General features: G+C 56.9%; 1 protein-coding gene. It reads right to left on the reverse strand.

The annotated features are described in order from the left end of the window. Positions 1–273, reverse strand: a 273-nt coding sequence (locus tag FGF66_RS13165) for a DNA repair protein RecO C-terminal domain-containing protein (RefSeq protein ID WP_407923815.1), incomplete at its 3' end; no start/stop codon positions are given. Positions 274–276: the final 3 nt, after the last annotated feature.

The raw sequence follows: 276 nt of genomic DNA on the forward strand, positions 1-276 counted from the left end.
ATGCTCAGGGGCGGCACCGCCTAGATGCGGTAGGAAACAAAGAGTGGTGTCTGGCACTGCTGGCAGAGGATTGCCTGTAATAACGCAGTTCCGGAGGTTGGGGCTGAACCCGAGTGAGCGTGCAAGATGCATAAGGAACCACGACAGCCCGAGACACGGATCCCCCCCGTCGGAAGTCATGAATTCTATGGCCTTAGCCAGGGCTCTGAAGAGCCTCTTGTCGTTATCTTCAGGGCTGGTTGTCTGCTTGAGGAGGTCGATCAGCTGGTACAGTGC

Source organism: Chlorobaculum thiosulfatiphilum, from assembly GCF_006265165.1.
GTDB lineage: Bacteria > Bacteroidota > Chlorobiia > Chlorobiales > Chlorobiaceae > Chlorobaculum > Chlorobaculum thiosulfatiphilum.